Genomic DNA, 21,315 nt, shown 5'->3' with positions numbered 1-21,315 from the left:
TCACCTTGTCGTTCGTGTTGCGGCCCGCCTGATCGGTGGATTGCCGCCTTGCAGGTCGCTGGCAGCGTCAGCCAGTACCCGCGCAAGTGATACCGCATTGCTGGCATGCGGAATGGAGTTCGTCGTCACGACCCGTGATGCGCCCGCCGCAAGAATATCGTCATGGGCATTGCCGGCAAAGACTGCATGGATCACGACGCAGATCGGCGGCCTGGTTCCTGCTGCGAGCAGTCGTTCGATCGCCTGGATCAGTGTCCGCCCCGACGAGGCGATATCATCGAGTATCACGGGTGTTCCGGTCCGCAGCGCCTCACTGTGCGGTACGCTGACCTCGACGCTGCGATCGCCGCTGCGGCGCTTTTCGAGGACTTCATAGGGCCGGTCCGCGAGCCGGGCGACTTCAGATACCCATTGCCGGCTCTCGCTGTCGGGACCGAGCAGCACCGCATCGGGCACATTTGCGGCGATCCATTCGGCGAGCAGGGGGGCAGTCTCAATCCGGCGAACCGGAATGTCGAACAGGCCCTCGAGCGAATGGATCCGGTGCAGATGCGGATCTGCCGTTACCAGCCAGTCGAAGCTCTCCTCCAGAAAGCGGGCGAATAGGGGAGCGCTGACCGCCTGACCTTCGGCAAATCGCCGGTCCTGGCGCATATAGGCGAGATAGGGCGCGATCAGCCCGACGCGGCGAGCCCCCAGTTCCCTGGCTGTTTCTGCTGCAAATCGCAGGGGCAGGGCCAGCGGATCGGGGTCGCGTAGGGTGGCGAGAATAGCGGCATCCTCGCCGGTAAGGTCGCCAGGCAACGTCACGAGGCACTCGCCATCCGGGAAGCGGTGGACATCGACTTCCCCCGTCTGTGCTCCGGATAGCGCGGCGATGGCTTCGCCCAGGGGCATCATGCCTGGAAATGCCAGGATACGGGTCACGGCGCCTCTCCGATCCGGAAGGGAGAAGCGCCCGAACGGGCATAGTCCTGCGCCCAGCCAAGCTCGCCTGGCGTTTCCGCGTGTATCTCGTAGAGCGGCTGGCCTGCCTCGATCACATCGCCCGGCCGTGCGAGCAGACGTACGCCGGCGTGCTTGCGGCCGGGAGCACCGGCCAGTTTCGCGATCTTGGCGATGCGGCGGTTGTCGATCTCCCTGATCGCGCCGCCTACCCTGGCTGATTCGATGGATTGGTGAGGTGCGCTGCCCGGTTCGCGAAATCCGCCCTGGGCCTCGCAGATGGAAAGGAATTTCGCTTCGGCCGCGCCGCTGTCGAGGAGGTTCCTTGCCCTCTCGCGACCCTTTCCGCCGTTCGCTTCGGCCAGGTCGAGCAAGGCGCCTGCCAGGTCCAGCGCTCTTTCGCGCAAGTCTATCGGGCCATCAGGATCACGCCTCAGGACCGCAAGCAGGTCGTGGGCCTCAAGCGCCGGGCCGATACCACGCCCCACCGGGGCCGATCCGTCGCTGACATGGATTCGCAGGGATAGGCCGATCGCCTGACCGACAGCATGCAGTCGCTCGGACAGCGTTCGTGCAGCCCCATCCGTTCGGACCTTGGCCGTGGGACCGACCGGCATGTCGATCAGCACATGGGTTGAACCCGCTGCCGCCTTCTTGGAGAGCACGCTGGCGACAAGCTGACCGTCGCTGTCGAAATCGAGCGGCCGCTCGATCCGGATCAGCAGATCGTCGGCGGGACTGAGATCGAGGCCACCGCCCCACACGACGCAGCCGCCTTCGGTCTCGACCACGCGGCGCATGGCTGCAATGTCGAGCGCGACCGGCGCCAGAACTTCCATCGTGTCGGCAGTGCCGGCTGGAGAGGTAATCGCGCGGCTCGAGGTTTTCGGGATCCTGTACCCCGCGGCGGCAACGATTGCCACGACGATGGGGGTCGTCCGGTTGCCCGGCAGTCCGCCGACGCAATGTTTGTCGAGGACCAGCCCCGCACCCCAGTCAAGCGTCTTTCCCGCGCCGTGCATGGCACGGGTGAGCGCGATCGTTTCGGCAATATCGAGGCGGTCACCGGCACAAGCCGTGATGAAAGCGGCAAGATCGAGATCGGACAGGCGGTGCGCCACTGTATCGCCGATGATTGCCTTGAAGCCGTCGGCATCGAGGCGCTGCCCGTAAACCTTGGAGCGGATCGCGGAAGCTGAGGCAGGCGGCTCCGGATGTGAGAAAATCGCATGCTCACCGATCTTCGCGCCAAGCGCTAACCACGCGGTCTCACTGAGCGCCGCTGTATCGGGTGGCAGCCAGTCTGCATCGGTAACGACATTGAGCGCCGCAACGATCGACCGCTGGCCAAGAGCGATCTCTACTTGTGTGAGCGCCGAGAATCCTTCGGCCCGGCACAGATGGCAGTCCTCGCGCATGTAGACGACCGGCTGACGATAGGTGTCGATACCGGCCCGGATCAGGGGAATCGTGTGCACATCCAAGGTCATCTCGGCTTCCGGATGCTGACCCGCTCGAGATGTTCAGGTACGCGCACATTCCATCCGAGCTCGTGGTCAATGCGGAAGCGCAGGGCATCGGCGCTGTCCGGTTCGCCATGGGTGACATAGGTCATTTCCGGCGGCTTGGCCTGTCCCATCCAGCCCAGCAACTCGTTGGCGTCGGCATGACCCGATATGCCCTCAAGTTGAATCACTTCGGCGCGGATTTCGATCTCGCGCCCGAAGAGCCGCAAATGCCGCTCGCCTCTGGCGAGCACAGCGCCCCTCGTGCCACCCGCCTGGAAGCCGCTCAGCACGATCGCGTTCTTGGGATCGGGCCCGAAACTGACCAGATGGTGCATGACCCGGCCGCCCGCGAGCATGCCGCTTGCGGAAATGATGATCATCGGCCCCGTGCGGCGGTTGAGCTCCTTCGATTCCTCGACCGTTCGCACGCGTTCGGCGAGGTTGAACATGGCCTTGCAGTCTTCCCAGCTGACGTGGTGCTCATCGTGGTGGTTGTGGTAGATTTCGGTCGCATCGACGCCCATCGGACTGTTGAGATAGACCGGTATGTAGGGAATGGCGCCCCGCTCTCGCAGCTGTGCGATCTGCAACATAACGCCCTGGATACGGCCCACGGCGAAAGCGGGGATCACGATCGCCCCGCCGCGCCGTGCGACCCGGTTGATAACCTCCGCCAGTTCGGCTTCGGGATCATTCTGCGGGTGAACGCGGTTGCCATAGGTGGATTCGGTCACGAGAATGTCGGCGCCTGGATATGGCCGTGGCCCGTGCATCAACGGGTCGGTTTCGCGTCCGACATCTCCGCTGAAGTGTACCGTGCGCCCGTCGACGGTCACCTGGATCTGCGCCGCGCCGAGCAGGTGCCCCGCCGGAATGAAGCGGGCTGAGATGCCGTCTCCGAGGTCAAGAACCTTGTCGAAAGGCGTTTCCCGGAAATGGTCCAGCGCCGCGCGGGCATCCTCGAGTGTGTAGAGTGGCTTCGGGTTCGCGTGCCTGGAATAACCCTTGCGCTTTGCATAGCGGGCCTCTTCCTCCTGCAGGTGCCCGCTGTCGGGAAGCAGCAGGCCGCAGAGTTCGGCGGTGGCCGGCGTGCAATGGATATGGCCCTGGAAGCCGTTTCGGACCAGCGCGGGCAGATAGCCGGAATGGTCGAGATGGGCGTGTGTGAGAAGGACTCTGTCTATTGACTTTGGCGGAACGGGGAACGGATTCCAGTTGCGTAGCCTTAACTGCTTGTATCCCTGGAACAGCCCGCAATCTACAAGAATGCGCCGACCGTTGGCCTCGATCAGATAGCGTGAGCCGGTGACCGTTCCTGTCGCGCCAAGAAAACTGAGCGAGGGTTCATGAGCAGCATTCATATTCATCCTCTCGTTTAATAATCATTCGGTAAGCATGGCGTGTGCATGTCCGTTTTGTCGTCCAAGCAGCTAATTTGAAACCATGGCAGAACGAGTTGACTCAAGAATTTTGTGGTCGCAAAGGTGCCATCTTACGGCCCCCCACTACGAGCGCGAACAATCGATCGATGTCTTCTGGAAAGGCGAGGTCGGTTCCTGGGGTCAGAACGGCAGCGGAGCCCGCGGCCATGCCGTATCGGAAGGCGTCGACTGGCTCCTGCCCAACAGTTAGTGCGTAAACCATGGCGGCGAGGAAGCTATCGCCAGCTCCGACCGCACTTTTCGCCTCGATGGGTAAGGCGGGCAAGTGCAGGGTGCCATCCTGCCAAGCCAGCAAGGCACCTCTGTGACCCATGGTAACCGCAATTAGCTCGGCTTGTCCCTTGTCGATGATGGCCGTGGCCGCCGCACCGATTTCCTCGACGGATTCAAGATCACGGCCAACGAGCTGGCGCAATTCGCCCAGACTCGGCTTGACGAGTAAAACACGGCCTCCGGCCAGCCCGTCTTTCAATGCATCCCCGGAGGTGTCGAGTATTGTCCGAATTCCACGCTTTTGCATGATCCTGACCACACGGGCATAGAAATCGGAAGGAACGCCGGGCGGCAGCGACCCGCTTGCCACAAGATGACTGCAATCCGCTTCGGCAAGCCGGTCGAGGCAATCCTGCCATTCTTCCGCCGCCACCGGTGGTCCCGGCGGCGTAAAGCGGTATTCCTTGCCGCTTTCGCGTTCCAGCACCGCAGCGGCGATTCGCGTATCATGTTCGATGGGAATGCGTGTGCGCACCAGTTGATGCAAATCGACGAGACCGTCGAGTGCCGCGCTGGTCGCGCCGCCTGACAGGTAATAGCAACGTGCGGTGCCGCCCAGACGGCAGAAGACCCGGGCTACGTTGATGCCGCCGCCGCCCGGAGCATAGCGTTCGTTGCGGGTGCGCATCTTGCGCGTGTGAAAAACGCTTTCAACCTCGTAGGAGACATCGATGGTCGGGTTCATTGTCAGGGTGGCTATCGTTTTCATGGAAATGTCCGTTTCGTCGTATGTGTGCAGGCTTGACGGCGCGTGATGATCCTTCGCCAAATCATGCGCAGTCGACGTTCCGGAACAGCTCGGCCGAACCTGCCGTCGCTGCCCACCCATCGCCCGGCAAATTGCCAAGCGTCCGAACAGTCCGCTGCCTCGCCCACCAGTTGGTGATCAACACCCGTGATGCCGGTGGCGAGTTCGCCCGCCACCATCTTCGCCTCCAACCGGGATTCCCTGCACCTTGTTGGCGTAATTCTGCGGCGCGACCTCGAAACGGTCGCGGTTCTCCTTCGACGCGAAATAATATGCTCTTCCCTGATAGACCGATGTGATCGCGTCAGCCGTGCGTACCGCGGCTCCGCTCACCGGATCCACCACGGTCTCTGGGAGCTGCTGCGGCCAGGGCGCGGCCCTGCGATCAGCAGCATCATCCGAATCGCGATGGTGATGATGCCCATGATTGGCGCCGAGGTCGAAGCTGCCATGTCCGCCATGACCAAAGCCGCCGTGCCCGCGGCCTCGCCGCAAGAGAAAGAATGCCACGACCGCAATGGCGATCAGGATCCAGCTCCAATTCTGCGTCAGCTCTTGCATCTCGAATCCTCCACACTCCCTTTTTGGACCTGGCGCTCGCGGAACGCCTTTCCCGTATGTGAGAGGCGCACCCGACCGGTCATGCGATCCGCTTCCAGTGTCGTTCTGGCTCAATGGCCTCCAACGAAGAGACGCTGTCGGGCTGATCTCGTTACAGTCGTGAGGTCGGTCTGGGCGAATTTTGCTCCGCCTTCAAAAAGGCGCGTTGTCGCGGAGGGTAGGTGAAGGAGAAGCAGCATGAGGGAGCAAATCCCGGTGATGATGGCCAGTGCCGCCGTTGCGGCAAAGGCCAACTGAGCTCTCGAACGAGCTGCGGTAGCAAGCCCCTTCGGCCGACCCCGGAAACAAACCGGCCGCAGCTGCGATGCCGAGCCAGGCAAGTCCGTCGCGCCCGCCACGCCTTGTTTGGGGCGCTGTCGCCCATCATGACCGATGCCACAGGGCTGATCGCAGCAGCGAATGGTTCCGACAGCAAAGGCCGATAATACCTCCGAGCGAAGCGACGCCAAGTAAGCTGACACCATAGCCCAGCAGCCCAGCGGCGATCACCGACCGCCGGCCGTGCCGATCCGAGAGCCAGCCCCACATCGGAACAAACAGGAAGAAGGCAAATGTGTACAACGAGGACGCCATACCCGTGTGTCTGGCTACCGCCCTCGCAGCGAGGGTTGCATCAGCCGCCTGGATAAGGGATGCAAGAATGGGAAGGATGGCACTGCAGCCGAACCAGACGACAAAGACCGCAACCAGCAGCGAGGCAAGCGCCAGGGGGCCGGATGCTAGCGGAGACATCATCTGGTGGTAAACAGCTCAGGCGTCATTCCGTATCCTCCCGCGATGAATAGCGGCTCTGATGCCCGCATGCAGATCAGCCGGTCCTAGTAGCGCTTCAAAGCTCGATGACCTTGTCGGGCAGCTCGTTGGGGTTCTCCGCGCTTGGCGGAAAATGTGTCGCCAGCAGTGTCCCAACGCGTTCGACGGCTTCGACTAGACCTGTTGCTATCTCCTTGCGCTTGACGCCGGTGATTATGGCGGCAACCGCATCGGCCCAAGCATCTGGCGGAACTCTCGTGTAGATTCCCTCATCGGCGATGACCTCGACTTGCCGGTCGCTGAGCGAGACGAAGATGAGCACGCCGGTGCGCCTAGCGGTCCGACGCAAGCCCATGGCTCGGAATTGCTCGAGCGCCGAGTTATGGACATGTTTGCGCCGAACGCGCTGAGGCGTGAGAAACCGAGAAACCGGCGGGACAAGCGTGAGGCCATATGTCACGATGAACAACGCGATAGGTAGTACGGTGTATCCGAGCCCGAAACGGTGATAGGCGATCGTCATTGCGTCCTCCCAATGACCAGGCTGCCAGCCAGGGGGCATCATCATCCCGATATTGATTCCCGTGAGCCACAGAAGATAGGGTATAAGCAGGGCAATAGCGGCAGCCCAGCCCAGCGCCACATGCGGATAGTAGCTGTCAGCCTCGCTTAAGACGCACAGGATTTCACCGGAGGTGCCGATTTCCGCGCGGTGGATGGCATCCGCGACCTGCTGGTTTTCGGTATTACTTAATATCATCTCACCAGCCTCCAGATGCGCCGCCGCCGCCAAATGAGCCGCCACCACCGCGGAAACCTCCGCGAGAGCCGCCACTGCCGCGTCCTCCTAAGCCAAACCCCCAAAGAAATGTTGGCAGGCCCGATCCATGCCGATGCCGGCGGCCATGGCCATGGCCGCCGAACGCCATCAGCGCCCAGATGCCGAAAATCAGTAGTGGGAACTGCGAGGCGGGTCCGAACTCAGTGCCGCTCTGCGATCGCTCTGCCGCTTGGTCGGCGGCTTTTGCCTGGGCCCGTGCCTCACTCTCTGGTAGGGTCAGTTGACGGATCAGCGCATCGGCGCCGGCCTCTATGCCGCCGGGCATATCGCCCGCCTTGAAGCGCGGAATAATCGTTTTCTCGATGATGAGTGACGACAGGCCATCGGTCAGAATTCCTTCAAGACCGTAGCCAACCTCGATACGAACCCTGCGCTGGCTGAGGGCAACGATGAGCAGGGCCCCGTCGTTGCGCTGCTTGTCGCCAAGGCCCCAAGCTCGACCCAAGCGATAGCCATAATCAGAAATCTCGTATCCCTGCAGATCTGGGATGGTCACTACGACTAGTTGGCGGCGGGAATTCTTCTCGAGCACTTCGAGCTTTTGCGTCAGCCGTACTTCGACATCGGCCGGTATGATGTTCGCAGCGTCGACCACCCGGCCGGTGAGCTTGGGGAATGCCGGCTCGGCCAGCGCTGGCGCGACAAAGCCGGTCAGCGCGAGAAAGAACGCGAGGATAGGGGTGAGGAGGGGACGGATCGGCCACATTGCCTAGGTCGTTCTCAGAGCTTGCCGTTGAGGCTCGGCGCGACTTCGGCGCCGGATGTAACCGCCTGGTAGGGCACTATCGGCTTGGCGCCGCGGATCGCGGCGCCGATCATCTCGGGAAAGGTGCGCACGCGCGTATTGTAATCCTGAACCGCACCATTGTAGTCGCGGATCGCCACACGAATGCGGTTTTCCTGGCCTTCAAGCTGGCTCTGCAGCATCTGGTAGTTCGTGATGCTCTTGAGTTCGGGATATGCCTCAACATTGGCCAGCAGTCGCCCGAAGCCGGCCAGCGAAGTGGAAAGCCGGTTCTGCGCGGCCTGGAACTGCGCCATCTTGGCGGGATCGGAGAGCTCATTGGCATTGAGCTGGATGCTGGTCGCCTTGGCGCGCGCTTCGATCACGCCGGTGAGAATGCCCTTCTCCTGCTCGGCCGCGCCCTTAGCGACGACGGCGAGATTCGGAACCAGGTTGGCGCGCTCTTGAAAGGCTGCTTGGACGTCGGCCCACTTCGCCTTTGCGTTCTCCTGCGCCGTCGGCACCGAGTTGATTCCGCAACTGGTAAGCCCGAGCGCTGCAATGGTGGCAATTACCCAAGTACGGGCGAACTTCGGCAAACTAATCATCTCTGCCTTTCTTTCGAGCAAATGAGAGAGTTCTCTCGTAGGGTAGTCCACCATTCGACGCCGTTGGGCACATGTTATTACAGCTGATGTAGCTCAAACGTCGGAGGGTTACGCCACCTCTGCGAAGGCCAGCGACTACTGGATCAGCGTGCAGGTGCAGCGCCTACAACATACGCGGCGTGCACCCTTTGGTGTGACGCTGACAAGGCGGCGCCCAGATCGCCCACACTGTACCCTTTCTGGTTCGCGGCTATGACCTGGCGAGCGCGAATGCCGGCGAACAGGCGCTACTTACCGATGCCAAGGCGGCGCCATTAAACGAGACCGATACGGTCTCGATCGCGTCACGAAGGGCGCGACGCGCCCTGTGGGCCCGGACTGTCAGATTGTTCACGGTTATGCCGAGCTCCCGCGCCGCATCCTCCTTGCGCTGGTCCTTCAGATCGAGCCGGTAGATGACATCTGCATATTCCTGCTTGATGTTCGACATCAGGCTCACAATCGTCCTCTCCGGATCCGGCACGCTGTCCGTCAAGGCTTCATGCGGACGATCGTGAATCTCCAGCTCAAATGCCACCTCCCGCTGACCGCGAGTTCCCCGGCGTCGGCAGAAATCGATTAGCGTGGTTTCGAACAAGCGGCGAAGCCAGCCATGGACCGCCTCGACATCGCGCAGCTGTTCGAAGCGCTCCAGGGCCTTGAGTGCGAATGCCTGCACCACGTCATCGGCCGCGATCTCGTCACGCAGGCGCCGCGCCGCCATGACGCGGTAGCGTTGATAGCAGGACGCCAGTTCCTTGCGCACGATCCGGCGCTTCGTTTCATCTGCCGCGTCCCCACCAAAGGAATCGCCTTCCTCGGTGTGAGTTTCGTTGTTAGGGCATATGTCGAACATTGCTATACTCCCTATTTCGACGACGGTCCCATCCCGGCGCGGCCTGAATTGAGTCGGACCGCAAAGGGCAGCGCTTCAGGTTTCACCGCGTGGCGCTTGTGACGAGTGCCTCGACGGCTGGATGCCAAGGGAGGGCTTGATCAAAGCCGGCGAACAGCATTTTTGAGGTTCCCGACCGGCGCGTGCTCCAGGCATCCGCACGCCGCCATTCAGCGCCGTCAATATATTCCGAAGTTCATAAACAATTTTCAGAGCCATGCTGTACGTGGCACTCGGAGATTGTTCCATCCTATTGAAAATAGACGCGCTATTATTGTCAGGTATCTTGATGATTTCTATTCGACATCCAATAGAACCCAACTGCGCCAGCATGGTGCCCTCCACTCATCTGATGAGAATGGGCTATCATGCGCTTCTGCCAGAAGGACTACGGGCGGTTACCTAATACTACGCGACATCGTATCGCTGGCGTTGTAATCGAAGCGGCATGGCTCCCGTGAAGTTGCACGAGACGCGAGTCCGGATGACCGCGATCACAGGGTTCGGCCGGGAGATCTGACAGCGGATGAAAGCCAGACATCAAGTTTTCGGGCAAGGCAATTCGACGGGCGCTTCTGCTCTGATCAGGACGCAGGTCGGTACCCGCCCTGCAATGGCGGCTTGTCGAGGCACTGCGCGATCAAGCCGACCAACTTCTCGTCGGTCAGGGGCTTTTCAACCAGAGCCGAAAACCCGGCTTCCAGCGCGCGCTTTTCCAGATCGTTCTGATAGCGTCCAGTAATGAGAATGGCAGTCCCCGGCCATCCGCTTTCGCGAAGCCGCGCAAGCAGCGTCAATCCGTCCATCAAGGGCATCGAATAGTCCGTGATCAGGCAATGGCTTAAAGCGCACGCCCGATCGGCCAGCAATTCAGCGGCCGAGCCAAAGTCGTGAACGCTGAACCCGCGTGCGCGAAGGAGCAGACTGATCGAGCGACGCACTGCCTGGTCGTCGTCGACGAGCAGCACGCAATGGTCGGCATCATCCTTCTCGTCTGTCCTGATCACCCGGCACGTCCCATACAATTTGTGTCGGCAGCGCGAAAGCTGCTCTCCTTGATCTACGTTCGGGCCAAACCGGGCAGTATAAGTGCGATTCCTTAATCGGTGGGCAGGCTAGGGTTCGGTGCCGAGACCCGCGATCAGTGCGATGCGCAATGCCTCGGGCAATGTGCGCACGCCGAGTTTTTCCATCATGTTGGCCCGGTGGATCTCCACGGTCCGCGGGCTGATGCCGTGGGCAAGAGCGATCATCTTGTTGGTCTGCCCGGTGGCGAGGCCCTCCAGAACATCCCGTTCACGAGGCGTCAGTGTTTCGATACGCGACAACGCAGCGGCCGCGGTAAGCCGCTGAGCATCCGCCTGCTCGGCGACAGCAAAGACTTCCTCCAGCGCTTGAAGGATCGTGTCCTGCTCAAAGGGCTTCTCGATAAAGTTGTGGGCACCCTTGCGCATTGCCGTGACTGCGGTGCTGACATCGCCATGCGCTGTCATCACGACAACCGGGAAATCCACTCCGGCGGAACGCATCTGCTCCAGGACAGCGATCCCGTCGATTTCGGGCATCCGCACGTCGAGCATTACGCAGCCCGGGCGCAGAGAGCCCGCTGCCTCGAGAAACGGCACGCCCGAACTGTAACTTTCCACGGCATAACCCTGAGTGCGGAGAAAAAGGCTGGTCGAGCGGCGAATGGCGCCGTCATCGTCGATGATATAGACAAGCTTCTCAACGGTCATCCTGCGGCTCCGCTCGATCCATGCGCGTCAAGGTGAAACGAAACACCGTGCCTCCCTCCGAACCCGGCTCTGCCCAAAGACGTCCCTCGTGAGCCTCAACAATGGTGCGGCATATGGAAAGACCCACGCCAAGACCTTGCGCCTTGGTGCTGTTGAACGGCTCGAACAACCGTTCGGCAATCTCGTCCGAGAGCCCCGCGCCGGTGTCGGCAACCGCCAGCTCAACCTCCTCATCGCCCATCGCTGCCGTCGAAAGCACAAGCTCTCGGCGCTCGCAGCCTTCCATAGCCTCGACCGCGTTACGGATCAGGTTAAGCAGCACCTGCTGGATCTGCACGCGATCGACGAGCACCCGCGTCACGGCCGGATCGAGATTCATCTCCACCCGAATGCCGCGCAGGCTTGCGCCGGCAAGCGCAAGCGCCGCGGCCTCCTCGATCAATTTGGTCAGGCTGACAATTTCCCGCTCGGTTTCGCCGCGCGCGACGAAATCGCGAAGGCGGCGCACGATCTGGCCGGCCCGGACCGCCTCGGCAATGCCATCGGCAAGCGCCTCACGGGCTTCTGCCAAGGCGCCCGGCTGATTGGCGTCCAGGAGCGCCTGCGCAGCCATCACATAACTGGCAACAGCGGTCAGCGGCTGGTTCAGTTCATGGGCCAACGTTGAGGCCATGGTCCCCACGGCGGATACGCGCCCAATATGGATCAACTCCTCCTGGAGATCCTGCAGACGCCGCTCGATATCCTGCCTGGCCGTCAGATCACGAATGAAGCCAGTAAAAAGCCGGTGGCCATTGTCCTGCACGACTTCACCCACGGCGAGCTCCATCGGGAAAATGCCGCCATCACGCTTGCGGCCGGACACCACGCGGCCGATGCCGATAATGCGGCGCTCGCCCGTCGCCAGATACCGGGCGAGATAGCCGTCATGCGCCTCGCGATGGGGGGAGGGAGCAAGCAGGCTGACATTACGCCCCAGAAGGTCGCTCTCCTCATAGCCAAACAGCCGCTCGGCGGCCGCACTGAAGGATTGAATCGATCCCCGTTCGTCGATCACCACCATTGCGTCCGGCACGGTGTCCAGGATCGAGCGCAAGTGGGCTTCCTGCGTCTGCAAGGCGGTCTGGGCACGCTGCCATTCGGTGATGTCGCGAACAACCTTGCCATAGCCCGTCACACGACCGCCTGAGTCCAGCAACGGATAGACTGTCACGTGCGCAAGAAACTCGGTCCCATCGCTGCAAACCCGGGGCTCCTCGCCAGAATAGCGCCCATCTGTTCGGGCGATCTCTAAGATCTGATCTGGCCTGCCTCCGGCAATCGCAGCGGCCGGATAAAGCATCGACCAGTGCCTGCCCAGTACCTCTTCCGCACTCCATCCCTTTAGGAGCTCAGCGCCCTTGCTCCACAGCGTTATGCGCCCACCGAGGTCGAGCATGACTATGGCTTCGTCATTTAGTTGGTCGATGAAATGCAGAACCTCGTCCGCTGTCGGCGCCGCCGACTTGTCTCTGCACTCGACAGACTGGCTCGGTGCATCTTTTTCCATTTGCCGCTCCATTTCCCCCGATCTCTCAGCCTGATAACGCCGGCATCGTGGACGCACGTCATAGCTCCGCGCGGACAAGGAGTGATCCCAATGGGCTATACGCAGCCCGGACGCACATCCCTTATGGCGGGACGAAAAAAATTTCTGATGCTGTAATTTCCGGAATCCGGGAGCGTCTAATGGGCGGCATTGATCCTGCTGCCGCCATCATTCAGAGAGCAGACGCGCGTGAAGAACATCCTACTGCATGTCGAGGACGACCCTGGCATGGAAGCCCGCTTCCAGACGGCCTTGTCGCTGGCCCGCTATCAAGATGGGCATCTGATCTGCCTGCAGGTGACGCCGACGCCGTATTTTCCTGCCGATGGTGCGATATCGCCGGAAACTTTCAATCTCTTCATTGACAGCGTGGAAGTGCCCGCACGCGAGCTGCGCGCTGCTCTGGAAGCGAGATTGAACAGCGATATGGTCTCCTGGGACTGGCGGGTCCGGAGTGGGGACACGGCAATCGAGATCCTTCGCGAGGCGCTGTTGGCCGATGTGATCGTTGTCGGCACCGGAGACGAGGCACCGGACCTTTCCGTGGCCGGAGCCCTCCTCGTGCATGGCCACGTTCCCATTCTCGCCGTTCCCGGCAATACGCTGCAATTCGACCCCTGCAGCCCGGTCATGATTGCATGGAACGGGACGGTGGAAGCCGCCAATTCGGTCCGCCACAGCCTCGCGCTGACCAGGGCAGCAGCAAGCATCCATGTTGTGACGATCACGGAAGACCCCCTCGACTCTCCACCGGCCGAAGTTGCCAGTTACCTCTCGCGGCACGGGATCCATGTGGAGATACACGAACGGCAAGCCGAACCATCGGTGGCCGAGACGCTCAAGGCCTCAGCCCGCGAACTGGGCGCTTCCTGTATCGTCATGGGCGGCTACGGCCATTCGCGCTTCCGCGAGCGGGTGTTCGGAGGCGTCACGCGCGCAATGCTGCAGGATTGCCCGATCTCACTACTTCTGTCGCATTGACGGTCCCAGAGCTTCAACCGTTCACCGCACGGGCCTGCCCCGAGTCCATCGCCACAAGGTTGATCGGATGACCTGCGACAAAGGCACGAATGTTCTCGATCGTCATGTCGATGAGCCGGCGAAGAGCATCCTCAGTGTTATAGGCAACGTGCGGCGTGATGAGGACATTGGAAGCGCTCGCCAAGACATGATGAGCAAGCAGTTCCTTGAGTGCGTCCGCCCCAATCTCACGTCCACGAAAGACCTCGGCTTCGTCCCGGATAAGCGGTTCCTGCGGAAGAACATCAAGACCCGCTGCCCGTATCTTGCCGCTGGTGATGGCCCGAACGAGCGCCTCAGTCTCAATGATGTTGCCACGCGCCGTGTTGATCAGGACAGCTCCGTTCTTCATCAGTGCGAATTCGGCATTACCTATCATGCCCTTCGTGCCGGGCGTCGCAGGCAGGTGGAGAGAAACGACGTCGGCATCACCAAGCAGGACAGGAAGATCGACATAGCGAAAGCCCAAAGCCTCAGCGACCTCGTTGCGAGGCGCGATGTCATGGGCGAGCACTTTCATTCCGAAACCGCGGGCAATCTGGATGACGCATTGGCCGATCCGCCCGGTGCCGATCACGCCGATGGTCTTGCCGAACAGATCGAACCCGCGCAGATCGGCCGGGTTGAAATCACCGTGCCGAGCCCTTTCGCTATAGGCAGGCAGATGGCGCGCCAAGCCCAGCAGTAGTGCAAACACATGCTCGGCGACAGTCACATCGCCATAACCGGGCACATTCGCGACAGCGATGCCCGCCTTTGCGCAAAAGTTCAGGTCAATATGATCATAACCGGTCGACCGCGTCGCGATAAGCCTGAGATGTGGCATCTGGGCCAGAACCGGTATCGTCAATCTCGAATGGACGAAAACGGTTATGATTTCCGCGTCGTGGTAAGCGGCGACATTGGTCTCGTCGAGCGCGCCCTCGGTGCAGGTGAACTCGATCTCCGGCGGAAGGGCGTGGCACGCCTCAGCCTCCCAAGCTTCGGTTTCGAATGCGATCAACTTCATATGGCCCTCTTGCCCGATTAGGTAGCGAAAGACAGCCAAAAGCGATGCGCGACCGTCTCCATCTACTCGGACGCGCGACAAACCCTGTGGTTACAGGCCGACCGGAACCCACCGGACCCCGGTTTCGAAAAAAAGCGCCTGCCTTTTGAGGGATTTTGCACCGGCGCGCGTATCACGTTCAAAGTAGGCGCGGCAAGCAGTGCCTCTCATTTGACGCCCAATCCGGGCGCTGTCACGGGAGATAGCCAATGGCTGGTTTGCGAAACATCGACTTGCGGCACCATTTGCCGAGCACGACCTTCATCATCTTGACCCTTCTGATCCTTTCCGGACTGGGTGGCATCGCAATCTATCTCGGTGTGTACAACATCGCTGCCGACGCGCCCCATTATCGCTTCACCTATTGGCTCATCGAGAATCTTCGCGACCAGTCGATTGCCACCCGCGCGCGGTCGATCGCCGTGCCCAGGGATCTGGCCGATCCAAAGCGCGTCTCCGCAGGCGCGGGCCTCTACACAGAGATGTGCAGCGGCTGTCATCTGGCGCCGGGTATGGAGAAGACCGAAATCAGTCAGGGCCTCTACCCACAGGCGCCGGAACTCGCCCGAGTATCGGACCATACGCCGGCACAGGAATTCTGGATCATCAAGCATGGTGTCAAGCTGACCGCGATGCCCGCATGGGGCAAAACCCATGACGACAAGCTCATCTGGGACATGGTCGCCTTCGTCCAGCAACTCCCGAAGCTTTCACCCGCTCAATATCAAGCGGTGATAAAAAGCGCACCGCAGGACCATGATGCGATGATGATGAACGAAATGGAGGGGACGCCAAAAAAGCCGCACGACGATGCTCACCCCGATTCGCATCATGAGGGAACGCATTGACCCCTTCCAAAAGCCGGAAGCAGCGCCCGTCTTCAACTTGGGACTTGAGATCCCAATAACTGGACGCGATCGATTTACGTCGAAATATAATGCCGTAGGCACGACGAGTCGAAGGGGGACCATCTGTATGAACACCAGGCGCGATCTGGTCCGCGAACTGATCGGTCGCTGGCGCGAGGATCCGGGAGCAACTTACCGGAGCTGGTTCCTCTGGGACGAGCGCTTGAAGAACTTTCGCTCGATCCGGCGCGGGATTGCACAAGTCGTTGCAGAGATCGAGGCGGGCCGCTTTGGTGTCGCCTACCGCGGATCCTCGCTCGAGACGGTTGTGCATTCGGTGGCCGAACAGCGCCAGATCTTCAAGGGCGCCGATCACGCCTTCCTCTGGAAGCCAAAGCTCCGGATCCCCGACATTTACGAAAATCCGGACAACCAGCGCGCCTTCGGGCGGCTGCTTCATCATTGCTCTTGCTGCGACAACGCGGAGGAGATCATCTCAGGCATCCACGCTATCGACCGGTTGAAGATCAAGGGGCTGGGTCCGGCGGTGGCCAATCTGCTCTACTTTCTGCACCCGACGCTGGTTCCCCCGTTCAACACGGCCATCGTCAAGGGGTACAATGCGCTCTCCGGCGCCAATGTGAAGCTTGGAAGCTGGGAGCATTTTCTTGCCATGCGCTCCGGCATCCTCGATCTCAACGACCGCTACCGCAATCTGCTTTCGAACGATCTGGGCGCGATCGGCGGGCTGTTGTTTGATGTGGGTTACGGCCGCTATCCGCCGCCGCCTCCCGACGATGCTCAGGCTCTGGCGGGCGACTGGCTGGCCCGGCTCGACGAGGCGCGAGCGCAGGCGCAAAAGCTCGACAAGGTGACGATCGCCCAAAACGAAAGTGATCGCAGCCACACCGAGATCCAGGCCTGGCTGCGCGATCTTGGTCATGCATTGGGCTATGATGTCTGGATCGCCGCAAACGACCGGGGGCGGCTTCACGACGGCATGCCGCTTGGGACACGCTGTCTCGATCATTTACCCAATGCCGTCGCAACCGCCTCCGGCGGAGATTCCATCCGTCTGATCGACGTCCTCTGGCTCGAACGGGGCAATGCGAATGTCACCGCGGCTTTCGAAGTGGAGCATTCGACGTCGATCTATTCAGGAATTGTCCGCATGCTCGACCTGGCGCTGAGCGGCGGAGACCTTCACGCCTCCGCCGGGCTGTTTCTCGTCGCGCCGGACGCGCGCGAGGCCGATGTCCGCGCCCAACTACGCCGTCCGGCGTTCAGCCGGGTCGCCGACCTCGATATCTCCTATCTCCCTTATGGCGAACTCGAGCAGCACCGCGAGGCGATCGCCCGCTTTGGCTCCGGCCTCAAGGCCATCAAGGCGATTGCGCATCGGTTGCCCTGAGGGCGAACGGGGCTACATCCCGGATATCGGCGGCTCGAGCATGCCGAGCCATGCTACCAAGCCGAGGATTACGATCGCGCAGGTGGTTTCGGTAAGGAGAGTCTTGCGCAGCCCGTTGACCGCGCCAATGTGATCGCCGCAGGCGATGGCCGCCTCGAGCACAGGGGTCATATAGAAGCGGTTGGCGGCGGCGAGTCCCAGCATGACTCCGAAAAGCAACAGCTTGACCAGCAGGAGCTGGCCGTAGAGCGATCCCAGCAGCGAACCGAAGCGCTCCGGGCCGACGAGAAGCCAGCTGTTCACGCCGCCCGTCAGAACCAGCAGCGCGACGACAACGGTTCCGACCACGGCAAAGCTTGCCAATGCGCGATGCGAGAATTCGACATGAGCCTGGGTCATGCGGCGATGCGGCCGGAATAACAGCGTGGTGAGCGCCAGCAGCGCTGCCACCCACACACCCGCGGCTAGCAGATGAATAATGTCGGCACCGAGGTGAATGAGACCAACCCATCCCTCGTCCATCGCGCCGTGCCCTGTCCAGACGACGCTCGAAAGCGCCACCGCTCCCAACAGCGACAGCAGCCACATCCAGCCCGTGCGCAATCCGTGCGGGCTCAGGGCTATGACCAGGAAAAGCAACAGCGCGCCGATGCGGACGAGCCATGTCGTCCCGACGCTCGTGCCACCGATCACCAGGCGCAGTGCGGAGCTGTCAACTTCGCCAGGAGCCACGCCGCTCATCGAAGCGGTGAGCGATACAATCGCCTGGCCCGACAAGAGCAGACCGATGAAGGCAATTCCACCCACCAGCCTGCGCAGCGTGAGAGCGGCCTCGGGAGACCGTTCCACGCCGCGCAGGCCGTAAAGCGCGAAGAGCGGCAAACCGAAGAGCAGCATCAGGTCCATGTAAAGCGCGAACCTGATAAGGACGGCGGCCACGTCAGGCACAGGCTCACTTCACCTTGAAGTTGAATGTGCCATTTACGCGATGGGTGTCCGCGGTAACGGCATGCCAGTCGAGCTTGTAGGTGCCCGTGTGCAGAGCACTTTTGGGAACCGCGACGAGCGTCTTGCCGTCGGCGCCCACGCTGGTATCGACCGCAATCTTCATTGGAGGCATCTTCATACCCGGCATGTCGGTCATGACGAGGTCGATGCCTGAGAACTGGTTCACGAGCGTTTCGTTGAAGCGCAACTCGATCCTCGCCGGCCTCTCCACGGTCGCATCGGCTGCGGGGGTCGATGAGACTAGCTTGGGATGGGCCTGGGCCGCGGTTCCGCTGATGAGTGCGGTAGCGAGGCCAAAAGCGGCGAGCAATGTGCGAACGGGGGTCATGGCATACTCCATTTGGCGGCAACGACGATTGATACGCGCGTCGCGGGGTAATCCCTCACATGAGGGGCAAAAATTTTTGTTTGCGGGCTTGAGGCCGCCTTGTCCGACAAAATGGCATTAGAATATTGACAGGTAACAGGTTCTGCCGCGCATTCGCACGAATGCGCCCGATTGACGCACGCAGGATCCGTTGGATGGCGTGGAAAGACCGATACCTTACCTGCAAGTTCCAACTCCCCACCGGTTTCGCAATATTTGAAGGGCCTTCAGGGGTAGCTGGCAAAGAGCTTCGTTCCGCCGGGGCCGAAGGCGATGACTGCGTAATGCTGGATGCGGCCACCCACTTCCATCCCGGGCGAGCCGAGCGGCATGCCGGGAACGGCAAGTCCGCGAACACCTGCAGGCTTTTCGCGGAGCAGTCTGGCAATATCGCGCGCCGGCGCATGGCCTTCGATTACGTAGCCATCGACAACCATGCTATGACATGAGCGAAGCTGCTGCGGGACGCCCTTGCGGTCCTTGAGCGAAGTCATGTCTGCCGTGTCCACAACCGAAACCTTCGCTTTCATATCCGAGCGGATGTGGGCCGCCCATTTTTCGCAGCAACCGCATTGGGGATCGCGATACATCGTGTAGCTGGCCGCCTGAGCTCCGGCCGAACACGCGGCCAGCCCGAGCATGAGCAGACCGGATACACTCGTTCCGCGTATGGATCTGGAGAAATTGCCAATCATCGGCTGGTCCTTTCATTGTCCTGTCGGATCTTCCTTGCGCGCCAGAGCGAAATGGTGCCTGTGAGTGTGTTGAAGCGTTCCAGGCATTGAGCGTCGTCAAATCGGCTCAGGAGCAACTGCTCCAAAGCTCCGTCTGCGTTCGGCTGCGTATCGGTAATGCCGTCCAGGCGCTGGACACTGTTGCGATACAGAGCGCGCATCAGCCGACCGTCCTGCCGCATATAATCGGCGATGAGCAACTCACCTCCCGGCGCAAGGAAGCCAATCATCTGGTCGAGTAGCGACTTCTTGCTCACCAAGGGGACCTGATGGAAGACAAGGCTGCTGACGATCTTGTCTGCGCGCCAGTTTGCTTCCGGCACCAAGCTGTCCAGAAAGCCATTGTGCCAGCGCGGCGCATTGGCGACGCCTGAAAACTTCCTTTTCGCAAGAGCCAGAGCCTGGGCGTCGGGTTCGATGCCGATCATGTCGGCATCTGGGCAAGACTGCGTCAGCTCGGCCAACAAGCTCCCTGTGCCGCAGCCGACATCGATCAATCTGTCCCCCTTCTTCAATCGCGCGTGCTGAATGATGGCGCCGCGCCACGCAGATTCCGACGTGCACACGCGAATGGCCAGATCATAGAACGGTGTCAGAAGGTGGTGACCAAGAGGAGGCGTGTAGCCATGGTCCGCCTTCGCCGCTGTGTTGGAAGCTTCCATCTCTGCTTGAGTCCCCGATGATTGGAGTGGAACACGATCTCTCCGCCAAGTTGGCACTGAACGAGAGGGGCTCGGCTCGATTCATTGCCTTTACGCCTGCGGAAGTATGATCCCTCAAAAATATTTCGAGGGCTGCAGGGCCGCGCTGCGTATAGACAACCGGAGCCATGATTAAGGAGGCCGAACGATGGACGACGAAGCGCTGGATATGCTCCTGCGAAGGCTTGCGGCCGATGCGCCCGTTATGGTTGCGGGGCCGGAATTTCACGACAGTCTTTGGCAGCGCATCGGGCAAATGACTGAGGCGCGCGAACATCGCCGCAGAACCATATTGGGCCTGCTGATATTTGCGATCGGCCTCGGAGCAGGCATGGGAACGCAATATCCTGGCCCAGCGCATCCTGTCGGCTATACGCTGGTGGACGGGGCCGATCTGGCTCCCTCTGCGCTTCTCCACATCGCGCCATGAAGGTCACGCCCTTCTACGCGGTCCTGCTGCTGATTTTGGCGGTAGCGGCCGGCAGTCTTGGTGCATTCGCGACCAACCGCTGGCTTGCCCAAGAGGATACGTCCCGCGGCATGCACGACTTCGTGCACAAGGAGTTGCGCCTTACATCCGCGCAGGAAGTCCGCCTCGGTGCGCTGGAGCGGAATTTTGCCATAGAGCATCGTAAACTCGAACTTGCATTGCGCTCCGCCAATGCGGGCCTTGCCGAGGCAATGAGCGAGGAGCAGCGCTACGGCCCCAAGGTCGCTGCCGAGATCGACGAGGTCCACGCACGGATGGGAGATCTCCAGAAGGCGACCGTCCGACACGTCTTTGATATGCGCGCCCTGCTCGATCCCGCGCAACAGAAGGCGTTCGACCGCGAGGTAAGCAAGGCTCTCACCAGTGATCCAAAGAGCTAGACGGTTGTGTTCGAGGACTGCGACAGCGAGGACCGGCGGCTTATCGTTGCGGCGAGAGCCGGTGATCGCAGCGCATTTGACAGGCTCGTCGCAGATCATGCTTCAAGACTCCTTGGTCTTTCCCTGCGAATGCTTGGCGAAAAATCCGACGCCGAAGATGCCGTGCAGAATGCGTTGTCCTCAGCGTGGCTGGCGCTGTATCGTTTCGACCAAACAAAACCGGTCGCGCCATGGCTTACGACAATCACAATCAACAAATGTCGCGATATTATGCGACGGCGCCGTATTTCCCGCCTGCTGAGATTCGAAGCGGAAGATGACGCGAATTCCATCGCTCATCCCGACCCCCATCAGGAAGAACGGCTGATAATCCGTCAAAACCTCGAATTCTTGCAGCGGGAAATAGTGCGTCTGCCGCCGAAACTGAAGGAACCATTCATCCTGGTCGTGTTCGATGGGCGCAGTCACGAGGAAGCCGCAAAGATTCTCGGCATCAGCAGAAAGGCGGTGGAAACACGCATATACCGCGCACGAAATTTTCTTCGCGAGAAGTTTGAAATAATCTGAGGGGTCGTGCGTCCTGCCTC

Annotated in this window: 24 protein-coding genes; 6 read left to right on the top strand and 18 right to left on the bottom strand. The window is 60.9% G+C overall.

Annotated features, from left to right (window positions below; genetic code table 11):
* The 13 genes from NZK81_RS15310 to NZK81_RS15255 all read right to left on the bottom strand — a co-directional run bounded on the left by NZK81_RS15310 (position 1) and on the right by NZK81_RS15255 (position 12,682).
* On the bottom strand, positions 1–927 hold the full coding sequence (locus NZK81_RS15310; RefSeq protein ID WP_013833481.1) for a ribose-phosphate diphosphokinase: 927 nt from the start codon (positions 925–927) through the stop codon (positions 1–3).
* The gene (locus tag NZK81_RS15305) at positions 924–2,435 is read right to left on the bottom strand and encodes a thymidine phosphorylase family protein (RefSeq protein WP_013833482.1); all 1,512 of its coding nucleotides are present in this window, start codon (positions 2,433–2,435) and stop codon (positions 924–926) included. The genes NZK81_RS15310 and NZK81_RS15305 overlap by 4 nt, the downstream gene beginning before the upstream one ends.
* Positions 2,432–3,814, bottom strand: coding sequence for an MBL fold metallo-hydrolase RNA specificity domain-containing protein (locus NZK81_RS15300; protein ID WP_013833483.1), 1,383 nt, complete (start codon positions 3,812–3,814; stop codon positions 2,432–2,434). Before NZK81_RS15300 ends, NZK81_RS15305 begins: the two co-directional genes overlap by 4 nt.
* A 100-nt stretch (positions 3,815–3,914) precedes the next feature.
* A complete protein-coding gene (locus tag NZK81_RS15295; protein WP_051010069.1) occupies positions 3,915–4,877 on the bottom strand; it encodes a 1-phosphofructokinase family hexose kinase in 963 nt (320 codons plus the stop codon).
* Positions 4,878–5,054: 177 nt separating this feature from the next.
* Positions 5,055–5,477 (bottom strand): YHS domain-containing protein, encoded by a 423-nt coding sequence (locus NZK81_RS15290; RefSeq protein ID WP_013833485.1) that lies wholly within the window; start codon positions 5,475–5,477, stop codon positions 5,055–5,057.
* Positions 5,478–5,900: 423 nt separating this feature from the next.
* Positions 5,901–6,269 carry an MFS transporter gene (locus tag NZK81_RS21740; RefSeq protein WP_169800953.1) on the bottom strand — a complete coding sequence of 123 codons (369 nt, stop codon included), beginning with the start codon at positions 6,267–6,269 and terminating at the stop codon, positions 5,901–5,903.
* 97 nt (positions 6,270–6,366) lie between these two features.
* Positions 6,367–7,125, bottom strand: coding sequence for a TPM domain-containing protein (locus NZK81_RS15285; protein ID WP_148275004.1), 759 nt, complete (start codon positions 7,123–7,125; stop codon positions 6,367–6,369).
* On the bottom strand, positions 7,052–7,837 hold the full coding sequence (locus NZK81_RS15280) for a TPM domain-containing protein (RefSeq protein ID WP_013833487.1): 786 nt from the start codon (positions 7,835–7,837) through the stop codon (positions 7,052–7,054). The genes NZK81_RS15285 and NZK81_RS15280 overlap by 74 nt, the downstream gene beginning before the upstream one ends.
* Before the next feature lie 14 nt (positions 7,838–7,851).
* A complete protein-coding gene (locus NZK81_RS15275; RefSeq protein ID WP_013833488.1) occupies positions 7,852–8,463 on the bottom strand; it encodes a LemA family protein in 612 nt (203 codons plus the stop codon).
* A gap of 250 nt (positions 8,464–8,713) precedes the next feature.
* Positions 8,714–9,358 carry an RNA polymerase sigma factor gene (locus NZK81_RS15270; RefSeq protein WP_013833489.1) on the bottom strand — a complete coding sequence of 215 codons (645 nt, stop codon included), beginning with the start codon at positions 9,356–9,358 and terminating at the stop codon, positions 8,714–8,716.
* 623 nt (positions 9,359–9,981) lie between these two features.
* On the bottom strand, positions 9,982–10,365 hold the full coding sequence (locus NZK81_RS15265) for a response regulator (protein ID WP_013833491.1): 384 nt from the start codon (positions 10,363–10,365) through the stop codon (positions 9,982–9,984).
* A gap of 147 nt (positions 10,366–10,512) precedes the next feature.
* Entirely contained in the window at positions 10,513–11,133 is a 621-nt protein-coding gene (locus NZK81_RS15260; protein ID WP_013833492.1) for a response regulator transcription factor, read from the bottom strand.
* Complete coding sequence (locus NZK81_RS15255) at positions 11,123–12,682, bottom strand: PAS domain-containing sensor histidine kinase (protein ID WP_148275005.1); 1,560 nt, start codon at positions 12,680–12,682, stop codon at positions 11,123–11,125. Before NZK81_RS15255 ends, NZK81_RS15260 begins: the two co-directional genes overlap by 11 nt.
* Positions 12,683–12,871: 189 nt before the next feature.
* On the opposite strand from NZK81_RS15255, the gene NZK81_RS15250 reads away from it, so the two are divergent.
* A complete protein-coding gene (locus NZK81_RS15250) occupies positions 12,872–13,702 on the top strand; it encodes a universal stress protein (RefSeq protein ID WP_051010071.1) in 831 nt (276 codons plus the stop codon).
* A 13-nt stretch (positions 13,703–13,715) separates the two neighbouring features.
* Here NZK81_RS15250 and NZK81_RS15245 read toward each other — a convergent pair whose 3' ends face one another.
* The gene (locus NZK81_RS15245) at positions 13,716–14,750 is read right to left on the bottom strand and encodes a hydroxyacid dehydrogenase (protein ID WP_013833495.1); all 1,035 of its coding nucleotides are present in this window, start codon (positions 14,748–14,750) and stop codon (positions 13,716–13,718) included.
* A 248-nt stretch (positions 14,751–14,998) separates the two neighbouring features.
* Between NZK81_RS15245 and NZK81_RS15240 the strand changes: the two genes are divergently transcribed.
* A complete protein-coding gene (locus NZK81_RS15240; RefSeq protein WP_013833496.1) occupies positions 14,999–15,637 on the top strand; it encodes a c-type cytochrome in 639 nt (212 codons plus the stop codon).
* A 127-nt stretch (positions 15,638–15,764) separates the two neighbouring features.
* Positions 15,765–17,048 (top strand): type II restriction endonuclease, encoded by a 1,284-nt coding sequence (locus tag NZK81_RS15235; RefSeq protein WP_260046963.1) that lies wholly within the window; start codon positions 15,765–15,767, stop codon positions 17,046–17,048.
* A gap of 12 nt (positions 17,049–17,060) precedes the next feature.
* On the opposite strand, the gene copD is transcribed toward NZK81_RS15235, so the two are convergent.
* The 4 genes from copD to NZK81_RS15215 all read right to left on the bottom strand — a co-directional run bounded on the left by copD (position 17,061) and on the right by NZK81_RS15215 (position 19,819).
* Entirely contained in the window at positions 17,061–17,987 is a 927-nt protein-coding gene (gene copD / locus NZK81_RS15230; RefSeq protein ID WP_260046962.1) for a copper homeostasis membrane protein CopD, read from the bottom strand.
* 13 nt (positions 17,988–18,000) lie between these two features.
* A complete protein-coding gene (gene copC, locus NZK81_RS15225; RefSeq protein ID WP_013833499.1) occupies positions 18,001–18,384 on the bottom strand; it encodes a copper homeostasis periplasmic binding protein CopC in 384 nt (127 codons plus the stop codon).
* Between the two features lie 266 nt (positions 18,385–18,650).
* The gene (locus NZK81_RS15220; RefSeq protein ID WP_041558976.1) at positions 18,651–19,118 is read right to left on the bottom strand and encodes a DUF411 domain-containing protein; all 468 of its coding nucleotides are present in this window, start codon (positions 19,116–19,118) and stop codon (positions 18,651–18,653) included.
* Positions 19,115–19,819, bottom strand: coding sequence for a class I SAM-dependent methyltransferase (locus NZK81_RS15215; RefSeq protein WP_013833501.1), 705 nt, complete (start codon positions 19,817–19,819; stop codon positions 19,115–19,117). Before NZK81_RS15215 ends, NZK81_RS15220 begins: the two co-directional genes overlap by 4 nt.
* 187 nt (positions 19,820–20,006) lie before the next feature.
* Here NZK81_RS15215 and NZK81_RS15210 point away from each other — a divergent pair, with 187 nt between their 5' ends.
* Genes NZK81_RS15210 through NZK81_RS15200 form a run of 3 tightly spaced genes read left to right on the top strand, consistent with a single transcriptional unit; the run spans position 20,007 to position 21,295 of the window.
* A complete protein-coding gene (locus NZK81_RS15210) occupies positions 20,007–20,288 on the top strand; it encodes a hypothetical protein (protein ID WP_041558977.1) in 282 nt (93 codons plus the stop codon).
* On the top strand, positions 20,285–20,728 hold the full coding sequence (locus NZK81_RS15205; RefSeq protein ID WP_013833502.1) for a Spy/CpxP family protein refolding chaperone: 444 nt from the start codon (positions 20,285–20,287) through the stop codon (positions 20,726–20,728). The genes NZK81_RS15210 and NZK81_RS15205 overlap by 4 nt, the downstream gene beginning before the upstream one ends.
* A 6-nt stretch (positions 20,729–20,734) precedes the next feature.
* Positions 20,735–21,295, top strand: coding sequence for an RNA polymerase sigma factor (locus tag NZK81_RS15200; protein WP_013833503.1), 561 nt, complete (start codon positions 20,735–20,737; stop codon positions 21,293–21,295).
* Positions 21,296–21,315 lie beyond the last annotated feature (20 nt).

The sequence above is a fragment of the Novosphingobium mangrovisedimenti genome, assembly GCF_025153475.1.
GTDB classification, from domain to species: Bacteria; Pseudomonadota; Alphaproteobacteria; order Sphingomonadales; family Sphingomonadaceae; genus Novosphingobium; species Novosphingobium mangrovi_A.
This window is presented reverse-complemented; position numbering and strand designations above follow the sequence as displayed.

Excerpts from the sequence above, each read along its gene's own strand:
- NZK81_RS15275 (WP_013833488.1), bottom strand. The coding sequence starts at position 8,463 with ATGATTAGTTTGCCGAAGTTCGCCCGTACTTGGGTAATTGCCACCATT.
- NZK81_RS15215 (WP_013833501.1), bottom strand. The coding sequence starts at position 19,819 with ATGGAAGCTTCCAACACAGCGGCGAAGGCGGACCATGGCTACACGCCT.
- NZK81_RS15210 (WP_041558977.1), top strand. The coding sequence starts at position 20,007 with ATGGACGACGAAGCGCTGGATATGCTCCTGCGAAGGCTTGCGGCCGAT.
- NZK81_RS15205 (WP_013833502.1), top strand. The coding sequence starts at position 20,285 with ATGAAGGTCACGCCCTTCTACGCGGTCCTGCTGCTGATTTTGGCGGTA.
- NZK81_RS15245 (WP_013833495.1), bottom strand. The coding sequence starts at position 14,750 with ATGAAGTTGATCGCATTCGAAACCGAAGCTTGGGAGGCTGAGGCGTGC.
- NZK81_RS15260 (WP_013833492.1), bottom strand. The coding sequence starts at position 11,133 with ATGACCGTTGAGAAGCTTGTCTATATCATCGACGATGACGGCGCCATT.
- NZK81_RS15300 (WP_013833483.1), bottom strand. The coding sequence starts at position 3,814 with ATGAATGCTGCTCATGAACCCTCGCTCAGTTTTCTTGGCGCGACAGGA.
- NZK81_RS15240 (WP_013833496.1), top strand. The coding sequence starts at position 14,999 with ATGGCTGGTTTGCGAAACATCGACTTGCGGCACCATTTGCCGAGCACG.
- NZK81_RS15290 (WP_013833485.1), bottom strand. The coding sequence starts at position 5,477 with ATGCAAGAGCTGACGCAGAATTGGAGCTGGATCCTGATCGCCATTGCG.
- copC (WP_013833499.1), bottom strand. The coding sequence starts at position 18,384 with ATGACCCCCGTTCGCACATTGCTCGCCGCTTTTGGCCTCGCTACCGCA.
- NZK81_RS15255 (WP_148275005.1), bottom strand. The coding sequence starts at position 12,682 with ATGGAAAAAGATGCACCGAGCCAGTCTGTCGAGTGCAGAGACAAGTCG.
- NZK81_RS15235 (WP_260046963.1), top strand. The coding sequence starts at position 15,765 with ATGAACACCAGGCGCGATCTGGTCCGCGAACTGATCGGTCGCTGGCGC.
- NZK81_RS21740 (WP_169800953.1), bottom strand. The coding sequence starts at position 6,269 with ATGTCTCCGCTAGCATCCGGCCCCCTGGCGCTTGCCTCGCTGCTGGTT.
- NZK81_RS15220 (WP_041558976.1), bottom strand. The coding sequence starts at position 19,118 with ATGATTGGCAATTTCTCCAGATCCATACGCGGAACGAGTGTATCCGGT.
- NZK81_RS15280 (WP_013833487.1), bottom strand. The coding sequence starts at position 7,837 with ATGTGGCCGATCCGTCCCCTCCTCACCCCTATCCTCGCGTTCTTTCTC.
- NZK81_RS15295 (WP_051010069.1), bottom strand. The coding sequence starts at position 4,877 with ATGAAAACGATAGCCACCCTGACAATGAACCCGACCATCGATGTCTCC.
- NZK81_RS15270 (WP_013833489.1), bottom strand. The coding sequence starts at position 9,358 with ATGTTCGACATATGCCCTAACAACGAAACTCACACCGAGGAAGGCGAT.
- NZK81_RS15305 (WP_013833482.1), bottom strand. The coding sequence starts at position 2,435 with ATGACCTTGGATGTGCACACGATTCCCCTGATCCGGGCCGGTATCGAC.